This window comes from Pseudomonas sp. GW822-FHT04C11 (assembly GCF_058800905.1).
In genome coordinates, this window is record NZ_JBXAMS010000024.1 from 62,568 (window position 1) to 71,399 (window position 8,832).

Annotated in this window: 10 protein-coding genes; 5 read left to right on the forward strand and 5 right to left on the reverse strand. The window is 58.2% G+C overall.

Translation table 11 applies throughout. The features are described from left to right. The first annotated feature begins 199 nt into the window (after positions 1-199). Positions 200-1,126 carry a YeeE/YedE thiosulfate transporter family protein gene (locus AC1RJ3_RS28150; RefSeq protein ID WP_493081709.1) on the forward strand — a complete coding sequence of 309 codons (927 nt, stop codon included), beginning with the start codon at positions 200-202 and terminating at the stop codon, positions 1,124-1,126. 24 nt (positions 1,127-1,150) lie between these two features. On the opposite strand, the gene AC1RJ3_RS28155 is transcribed toward AC1RJ3_RS28150, so the two are convergent. The 4 genes from AC1RJ3_RS28155 to AC1RJ3_RS28170 form a co-directional block, all read right to left on the reverse strand. After that, complete coding sequence (locus AC1RJ3_RS28155; RefSeq protein ID WP_493081711.1) at positions 1,151-1,525, reverse strand: PIN-like domain-containing protein; 375 nt, start codon at positions 1,523-1,525, stop codon at positions 1,151-1,153. Between the two features lie 177 nt (positions 1,526-1,702). Continuing rightward, on the reverse strand, positions 1,703-2,140 hold the full coding sequence (locus tag AC1RJ3_RS28160) for a hypothetical protein (RefSeq protein WP_493081713.1): 438 nt from the start codon (positions 2,138-2,140) through the stop codon (positions 1,703-1,705). 348 nt (positions 2,141-2,488) lie between these two features. Next, complete coding sequence (locus AC1RJ3_RS28165; RefSeq protein ID WP_493081715.1) at positions 2,489-2,746, reverse strand: hypothetical protein; 258 nt, start codon at positions 2,744-2,746, stop codon at positions 2,489-2,491. Between the two features lie 35 nt (positions 2,747-2,781). Continuing rightward, positions 2,782-3,075, reverse strand: a complete 294-nt coding sequence (locus AC1RJ3_RS28170) for a DUF6124 family protein (RefSeq protein WP_493081717.1) — start codon at positions 3,073-3,075, stop codon at positions 2,782-2,784. 248 nt (positions 3,076-3,323) lie between these two features. On the opposite strand from AC1RJ3_RS28170, the gene AC1RJ3_RS28175 reads away from it, so the two are divergent. Beyond that, a complete protein-coding gene (locus AC1RJ3_RS28175; protein WP_489111804.1) occupies positions 3,324-3,761 on the forward strand; it encodes a YciI family protein in 438 nt (145 codons plus the stop codon). A 112-nt stretch (positions 3,762-3,873) separates the two neighbouring features. On the opposite strand, the gene AC1RJ3_RS28180 is transcribed toward AC1RJ3_RS28175, so the two are convergent. After that, complete coding sequence (locus AC1RJ3_RS28180; RefSeq protein ID WP_054594093.1) at positions 3,874-4,446, reverse strand: LuxR C-terminal-related transcriptional regulator; 573 nt, start codon at positions 4,444-4,446, stop codon at positions 3,874-3,876. 150 nt (positions 4,447-4,596) lie between these two features. Here AC1RJ3_RS28180 and AC1RJ3_RS28185 point away from each other — a divergent pair, with 150 nt between their 5' ends. Genes AC1RJ3_RS28185 through AC1RJ3_RS28195 form a run of 3 tightly spaced genes read left to right on the forward strand, consistent with a single transcriptional unit; the run spans position 4,597 to position 8,702 of the window. Next, the gene (locus AC1RJ3_RS28185) at positions 4,597-5,775 is read left to right on the forward strand and encodes an acetyl-CoA acetyltransferase (protein ID WP_493081720.1); all 1,179 of its coding nucleotides are present in this window, start codon (positions 4,597-4,599) and stop codon (positions 5,773-5,775) included. A 2-nt stretch (positions 5,776-5,777) separates the two neighbouring features. Further along, positions 5,778-7,319 (forward strand): class I adenylate-forming enzyme family protein, encoded by a 1,542-nt coding sequence (locus tag AC1RJ3_RS28190; protein WP_493081722.1) that lies wholly within the window; start codon positions 5,778-5,780, stop codon positions 7,317-7,319. Positions 7,320-7,331: 12 nt separating this feature from the next. Next, a complete protein-coding gene (locus AC1RJ3_RS28195; RefSeq protein WP_493081724.1) occupies positions 7,332-8,702 on the forward strand; it encodes an MFS transporter in 1,371 nt (456 codons plus the stop codon). Positions 8,703-8,832: the final 130 nt, after the last annotated feature.

Below are 8,832 nucleotides of genomic sequence, written 5' to 3' on the forward strand. Positions count from 1 at the left end.
GCAGACAGGAAAGGCGCCGCTGGGCGAAGTGTAGGACTCGCTTGAAAGCTAGCAGGAATCCCGCTGTTAGCCAGTCTTTGCGTTGGCTGACAATATCGAGCGGGTCGATACGATGGCCTAGTTGTCGCCTTGGCGAGCCCACTGAAAAGCCGACTAGTCTTTAACCCATCGATGGGCTTGCCGAGGTGTTAGGAGGCGTGTGCTTTCGTTGCTGATCGCGTGGTTGCTGGCATTCTGGATTGGCTGGGTTTCGCAGCGGATGGGCATGTGCCTGGTCAAAGCCAGCGCTTTAATGCTCAAACGTCGACCCACCTTGTTCGTGGCACTGGTGTCCTGCGGGTTGTTTGGCCTGCTGCTGGCGCCGCTTTATCGCTATTTCGGCATCAACCAGCCGTTGTTCACGCCAGAAGTCGGGTATCCGTTGCTGATCGGTGGGGGACTGTTATTTGGCGTCGCCTCGGTGCTCAACGACGGTTGCAGCGTCAGCACCCTGACCAAACTTACCTGCGGCAATCTCAATAAAGCCTTTACGATTGTCGGCTGGGTGCTGGGGATTGTGCTCTGGCATCGGCTCAACATGTTGCCCGAGCATAGAATCCTGCTGATGCCCGAAATCTCCAGCAGCCACTACCTGCTCACCCTGGGTGTGGTGCTGATGGCGTTGCTGTTTCTGGCCTATGTTCACGGTGACAAACATCTGGTGTTCTCCAGCATGCTGCTGGGGGCGCTGACCAGCGCGCTGTACACCTTCGAACCGCAATGGACGCCCAGCGTGTTCTTCTACCACCTGTCACAGCTGTTCTGGATGCCCGAACAAACGACCCTCACCGGCCAGCGCGTCGTGGTGTTCGTGATGTTGCTGGTGGGCATGCTCAGCTTCACCCTGCGCCGCAAGACCTTCAGCTACCAGCCGTTCAACCTGTCGAAGGCATGCGTGCACTTATTGGCCGGGGTGCTGATGGGCATTGGCGCCTCGATGATGCTCGGCGGCAACGACTCACAGATTTTGCTGGTATTCCCGACGCTGAATTTGACCTCGACCTTGCCATTGGCCTCTATTGTCGTGGGGATTGTGGGGACGTTGGGGGTGAAGCGATGGTGGGGGGGCAGGACCGCTCTGAAATAAAAAAGTCCGGTGTAGGGTTGGGCTTTAGATTTTTATCTGATCAAGTTTTCCATGAGTCGCGAACTTCCAAGGTACACGGAATGCTGCGCCTGTGCTTATCAGATCTGCCTGGATCAGGATTGCCGGCCACCACCGCACCAGATTGTGAGCTTTGCTCCAGTAAGGTTCATTCCCCCAATGTCTGGCTAAGCAGAAAATGGGAAGGCCGCATTCACGAAAGGCTCTTTTCTCAATATCGCCTTTGGTAAATTTGTCCTGCGAGATAACGGCCCATCCACCTTCTTCACTCAACGCTGAAATCCACGCTATATCAGTCGCACTCTGCGGGAATTTGTCCCGCAGTGGCGTCACGGTTTCACGACGACAAAACCTGCGCCTGCAATCGTCGCCCAACGACATCCCGCTTGAAGCTGTCGTCGAATATTCTGCGTTTGTCGGTCATGAAAAACTCCTCGATAGATACATTTTCCACCTATCGAGGTGTCCGGGGGAAATTAGACCACTACAGTCAGGAGGCCCCCCGGTTGGGGTTTAGTGGTATTGGGCAGTGGTTTTGCCGACGGATGAGCCCGACAATCAGAGGGGGCACCAAGGGTCTTCACCTTTGGCACTTTCAACCAGTTTTTCGAAGTTTCGCTGGAAACTCCAACCGGAAGCGACAGCTGTCATTGTCGTCTTACAGTTAGTGTTCTTTTCCGAGACGACGATGTTCATATAGTACTGATCGCCGTAAATGGTTGGTCCAAACAGAACCATGTCGGTGTTTTCTGCAGTTTTATCCACTTTCAGCCTGATCGAATTGACGATGATTCCACCGTTAGGCAGGGCGATATTTTGTGGGTGAAAGCAATGATTCAGATACGCCTGAACTCGCTCCTCGACCTGCTCACGGCCCTGCGCCAAGCAATATTCCGGGCTCGCGATGCCTGTGCTCAACAAATCGTCCTTGCTATGCGGGAACAGCGAGCAGCCGCTTAACAGCAGGTAAAGAACGCCCGTGATTTTCTTGTACATCCTTGATACCCCAATTGAATGAATAGACCGGTGACGCAGCAGATCGCCACGGCTGTTGTCGGCCGTGTGGTGTGACACTTGAGCAGGGACTGTGGCGCAGAGGTGCCTATAACTTTCATTACGTTACGGTCAACACGGATGATATGGGCAAAACCTTTCATATCCGGTCGGTTGAGATGAAAAATCTTCAGGGGGACTTTTCTTGTGATTGCAGTCGAGATCAATGTGCTTTGGGCTCAACGGCAAGTTACGGAAAGTGAAACCTTCTGTTGAGTCAGAGGCTTATTGTGAGCCGCGCACGGGTTAACTCAATTGCGAGAAAGTGGCCCGCGAGGGCCACCATTTTCCTCACGCCGACAAAACCTGCGCCTGCAATCGTCGCCCAACGACGTCCAGCAAATCACAACCATCGCGCAGTGAAACCACCAACGCGCGCGCCAGTTCACTGTGAATTCCCTCGCCGGTGGCGACGATCTCCAGCAATTGGGTCGCGGTACGGATTCGGTAGGCGGCTGTTTCATGCAGCACGTCGAGTGGCGCTTCGGTGTCGATCAACAGGGATGCGACGGTGCAGTCGATGCCGGTGATGGGCATGTATCGAGCCATGGCAGAACCTCCATTCATAAGCAGAACGTGACGACTCAGTGGTGAGCGGCGGGTTGAGGTTCGTGCACAGCATCCGGTGTGTCGAAGTGCTCCAGCGCCCGGTTCACCAGCAGTTCGCCCAGCACGATCAACTGCTGAATCGCCAACGCCACGTTGCGACGCGAGTCTTCGAGCTGGAAGGCCAGGTCGCTGGTCATGACGTTGAGCGAGGCGAGGGTTTCGCTTGTGTGGATCAGCAGGGTTTCGGTGTCGATGTCGGGGAGGAGGGTGAAGAGATTGCTTACAGGAGTCGTGGTTTTCTCGGGGAGATTGAGGGGGATCTTTTTCATGGTGGAACTCCGGTAGTCTCGAGAGGCCTACACTTTTACGGCCTGTCACAACCGGTCGCTCATTTGCAGCGACGATTCAAAGGTATCTTCACGGCGAGAGGCTTTCCAGTTCATCAACGACGCCGCAGTTCGCGGGAAATGTCCTAGGACTCTTTGGCGACGTGGCAATAAAAAATGAAGGGCTGTCGATTTGCGGCGCTACCGTTCGACAAGGTAGTGAGTAGTTCACATCCAACGGAGAGACGACGATGCGATTCATGATCATTATAAAAGCCAGCAAGGATTCCGAAGCCGGCGTGATGCCCACCCAGGAATTGTTGACCGCGATGGGCAACTACAACGAAGAGCTGGTCAAGGCCGGCATCCTCCTCGGCGGCGAAGGCCTGCACCCCAGCAGCAAAGGCACCCGTGTGCGTTTCTCTGGCGAAAAACGCACGGTGATCGACGGCCCGTTCGCCGAAACCAAGGAACTGATTGCCGGCTACTGGCTGTGGCAGGTGAAGTCGAAGCAGGAAGCCATCGACTGGGTCAAACGCTGCCCCAACCCGATGCCGGGTACAGAGGCCGAGATCGAAATTCGCCAGGTGTTCGAGGCCGAGGACTTCGGCGCGGAGTTCACACCGGAGCTGCGTGAGCAGGAAGAGCGTGTGTGGGCGCAGGCGAAAGAGCAGGCGAAGAAGTGCTGAAACGCAAAGGGGGCGGGGAAAGGATCGAGACGTGAATCGGATACCTTTTCCTGCGTCCCCGATCAGCTTGCTCGGCAATCAACGCTAAGGCCCGTGTGGCAGTGCTTGTTGATCAACTCACAAAAATAATCTTCGACACCAACTCCGCGCTGTTCTTGGCCTGCAGTTTTTTCATCAGGCGGGCGCGGTGGACTTCCACGGTTCGGTGGGAAATTGCCAGTTTTTTGGCCACTTCCTTGCAGGTCAGGCCATTGACGATGTGCATCGAGATTTCGCGTTCGCGGGGTGTGAGATTGACCGTGGCGTGGTGCGGCCGGTCCATGCGTTCGAAGTGCCAGACCATCAGTTTGAACGGATCGTCGGGGGTCAAGCTATAACCGTGCGACCTGGCCCAGAACACTTCGCCGCTTTTGTGTTGCATGAAGCGTTCGTCGGAATAGGAGCCGCTCTGGCTGTTGCGCAACCAGGTCTGGCTGCGATTGCCGATGGCTTTGTAGTCCGCCTGGGAGGGATAGATCAGCAGGGTCAGATGACCCAGAAGCTCTTCGCGCTGGTAGCCGAACAGTTCCAGAAATGCCTCGTTGCAGTCGAGCATCACGCGGTTGCCGGTGATGAGTTGCGGGGCGGGCGACACCTTGAATGCCAGGCGCTCAAGGTCTTTCAGTTGATGTGCGAAGACGGTCATTGGGCATCCTGCCTCGATTAAATCCGGTACTGACGACGCTTTGTATCAGAGCGCTTACTTATTCATGTACGTAGTTGTACGAACTAGCGAGCGATCCGGGCGGTAGGTCATTGTAGGGAATGCCTGATCCAAGCACAGAAGAAAATAACCATGCCCCATGATTCCGTATCCATCGTCGCTGCCGCGCACTCTCGATTTGGCCGTCTGGACGGTTCCACATTGGAAGACCTGATCGTTCAGGTCACCCGCGAAGCCCTGGAAGACGCCGCCATCGACGCCTCAGCCATCGACGCGATGTTCCTCGGGCATTTCAACTCGGGCATGGTTGCGGATGGTTTTCCCGCCTCGTTGATGCTGCAAGCTGACCCTGGCTTGCGCTTCAAGCCCGCGACCCGTTGCGAAAACGCCTGCGCTTCGGGTTCGGCGGCGATTCACGCGGGGATCAACGCGATCCGCTCAGGTTCAGCTGAACTGGTGTTGGTCGTGGGCGCCGAGAAGATGACCTCCAACTCCACGGCCGATGTCACCAAGGCCCTGGCCGGGGCCGGTTATCAGAACGATGTCGAAGAGGCCGGGCTCAGTTTTCCGCAGCTGTTCGGCCTGGCCGCGCAACAGTACCGTGACCGCTACCAGTGCCCGATGGCATCGATGGCCGCTATCGCCACCAAGAACCACTCCAATGCCATGGCCAACCCCTTGGCGCAGATGCACCGGGTGATGGATTTCGAACACTGCAACAACGTGTCCAAGAGCAATCCGTATGTGGCGGAGTCGTTGCGCCTGACCGATTGCTCGCTGATCAGCGACGGGGCTGCGGCCATTGTGCTGGCCTCGTCCAAGCGCGCCAGGCGGTTTCGGCGTGACGTACTGATTCGCTCGGCGACACAGGTCAACGATTTCCTGCCGATTGCCCAGCGCGACATTCTCGCGTTTGAAGGCCCGCAGCGCGCGATCCTTTCGGCCCTGCGCGGGGCCAATATCACCTTGGCCGACCTGAGCTTTGCCGAGGTCCATGACTGCTTCACCATCGCCGAATTGCTGATCTACGAAGCCATGGGCCTGACGCCCAAAGGCGAGGGCCATCGGGCGCTGGATGACGGTATCGTGCGGGCGGGTGGACGTCTGCCGGTGAACCTGTCGGGCGGGCTCAAGGCCAAGGGGCATCCGGTGGGCGCCACGGGAGTGTCGATGCACGCAATGGCCTTTCGGCAGCTGACTGGCGAGCCGATTGGCCTGGCTGTGCCGAATCCCGAGTTCGGTCTGCTGTTCAACATGGGCGGCATGGCGGTCGCCAACTATGCTTCGGTGCTTCAGGCACGCAGGGCTTGAACATGAATATTGCTAACTGGTTGAACGACGCCGGCCGACGCTGGCCAGAGCGTCCAGCGTTGTTCGAGGGGCAGCGGCAAGTCGCCGACTACGCCACGTTTGCCGTCCGTGTCCGTAGCCGTGCAGCGCAACTTATAAACGAGCACGGTATTGCGCCCGGCGACCGTGTCGCGCTGTTCATGAAGAACAGTTGCGAATACCTCGAACTGCTTTATGCCGTCTGGTGGGTGGGCGCGGTAGTGGTGCCGATCAACTGCAAGCTGCACCCTGCTGAAGCCGGCTGGATCGTCGACAATGCGCAAGCCCGGCTGATTTTAACCGATGGCGGCAAGGTGTTCTTGCCCGAGGCGTTGCCGCAGGACTGTCGAGAGCTGAATGCAGCGGCCAGTCTGGCGTGCGCTTCGGTCGATGTAACGACGTTGGAAGATCCCCGTTCTCGTGATGCCGATCACCTTGCCTGGCTGTTCTACACCTCCGGCACCACCGGGCGATCCAAAGGGGTGATGCTCTCTCATGGCAACCTGACGGCCATGTCGCTGTGTTATCCGCTCGACGTTGATCCGGTCAGCCCGGATGACGCGGTGGTCTACGCGGCCCCAATGTCCCATGGCGCCGGTCTCTACAACTTTATCCATGTGCGTTGCGGTGCTCGCCATGTGGTCCCCGAATCCCGTGGCTTCAAGGCCGACGAGCTGTTCGAGTTGGCGAGCGGGCTGCGCAATATCACCCTGTTCGCCGCACCGACCATGGTCAAGCGCATGGTTGAGCAGGCCCGTCGTCAAGGCTATGGCGGCGACGGGATAAAAACCATCGTCTACGGTGGTGCGCCGATGTACCTGGCGGATCTGCAAGACGCGGTCGAGACCTTTGGTGCACGGCTGGTGCAGATCTACGGTCAGGGCGAGAGCCCGATGACGATCAGCGCCTTGTCGCGAGAACTGATTGCCGATCGCAACCGTCCCGACTGGGCCTTGCTGGCCGCTTCCGTGGGGCGAGCACATTCGTGCGTGGAAATCAGGATTCTGGACCCTGAGCACCGGCCGTTGCCGCCCGGCCAGCCGGGGGAAATCGCCGTGCGCGGATCCACCGTCATGCAGGGCTACTGGCGCAACGACGCCGCGACTCGCCAGACCTTGGTGGATGGCTGGCTATTGACCGGCGACATCGGTTTTCTTGATTGCGCGGGATATCTGACGCTGACCGATCGCTCCAAGGATGTGATCATTTCCGGAGGCTGCAACGTGTACCCGCGGGAAGTCGAGGAAGTGCTGGCGCAACACCCTGAAGTATTTGAAGTCTGCGTGGTCGGCGAGCCGGATGTGCAGTGGGGGGAATCGGTGGTAGCGTTTGTCGTCCCCCGCAGTGCCGGGGTGCTCGACGAGTCTTTGCTCAATGCCTGGTTCATCGAACGCATGGCGTCGTTCAAAAAGCCAAAGAAGTATGTGTTTCGCACAGAGCTGCCCAAGAACAGTTACGGCAAGATTCTCAAGACCGACTTGCGCCTCTGGTTGAAGGAGGCCGCGAGCGGCACTGCAGTTCCTTGAGTTGTGTTTTCCATGGATAGAAATCAGACAGGAGTCCCTCTCGTGGGCATTCAACAGAAAAACCCGGCCCGGCAACGGCGCCGGGCGTTTATCGGTGCAACGTCCGGCCACCTGATCGAGTGGTACGACTACGGCGTTTATGGTTTTCTCGCCGTCTATATCGGCAAGGCGTTCTTCGTATCCGACGACCCGACCAGCAGCCTGCTCGCCAGTTTTGCGGCTTTTGCCTTGAGCTTTTTCATCCGTCCGCTGGGGGGGCTGTTCTTCGGTCCGCTGGCGGACAAGATCGGTCGGCGCAAAACCCTGATCACGGTGCTGGTGATGATGGCCGGCTCTACCGTTCTGCTCGGGCTGTTGCCGACCTATGCCACGCTGGGTATCGCAGCACCGATTCTTCTGGTGCTGATCCGCTGTGTGCAAGGCTTCTCGGCCGGTGGCGAGATCGGCACCATCACCAGCTTCATCTCCGAGTACGCTGGGCCCGGGCGACGCGGATTTGCGACGTGCTGGTTGATGGTGACAGCGGTGCTCGGCCTGTTGCTGGGCGGTGCGGTGGCCAACGGCATGACCTGGGTGATGGGCGCTGACCTGATGCAAGCCTGGGGCTGGCGCATTCCGTTCCTGATAGCGGCGCCGCTGGGCCTGATCTCGATGTATATCCGCCTGAAGCTCGAAGACAGTCCCGAGTTCCTCGCGCTGCAGCGCGCAGGGGAAACCTCCAAAGCTCCTCTGCGAGAAGTCTGGCAGTGGAAACGGGCGATTGCCCTGGTGTTCTTCATCATTACCCTGCACAGCTCGATCTTCTATCTGGTGCTGACCTTCGCCTCGACCTACATGTCGAGCATCCTCAAGTTCGACAGCGGCACGACCTTGCTCTACGTCTTCGTCGCCAGCCTCTCGGCCGCAGTGGTCATGCCGTTCGGCGGCGCGTTCACCGATAAATACGGGCGCAAACCGTTTTTGCTGGTGGTCGGCACCCTGGCCACTTTGGCGATGTACTGGCTGTTCAAATCGGCACCCACGGCGACGCCGGCTTCGTTTATCTATCCGTTGATGACGGTGGCGATTTTGTTCGGCCTGTATGCCTCGTCGACTTACGCATTGATGAGCGAGTTGTTGCCCACGCGAATCCGCTCCACCGGCATCGCGGTGGCGTACAACATTCCGGTGGCGGTATTTGGCGGTAGCGCACCGCTGATTTCTACCTGGCTGATCAAGGTAACCGGCGACATTACCTCGCCCTGGTACTTTTACATCGGCACGGGCGTGGTATCGCTGATCGCACTGGTGCTACTGCGCAAGGAGGATTTTGTCGCTTGCGCAAGTCCCGCCGAGGTGCCGAAGACTGGGCGAGCCGAGCTGGCGTTGGCGCCCGCACCTTGAACAGGTGAGTGATAGACAAAGCCCCAGATGCAACAACGCCCGCACAAGACGGCAATGCTGTTCACTTAAGCCGATGTTTCAGGCACATCCGCAGTTGTGGCGAGGGAGCTTGCTCCCGCTGGGGCGCGAA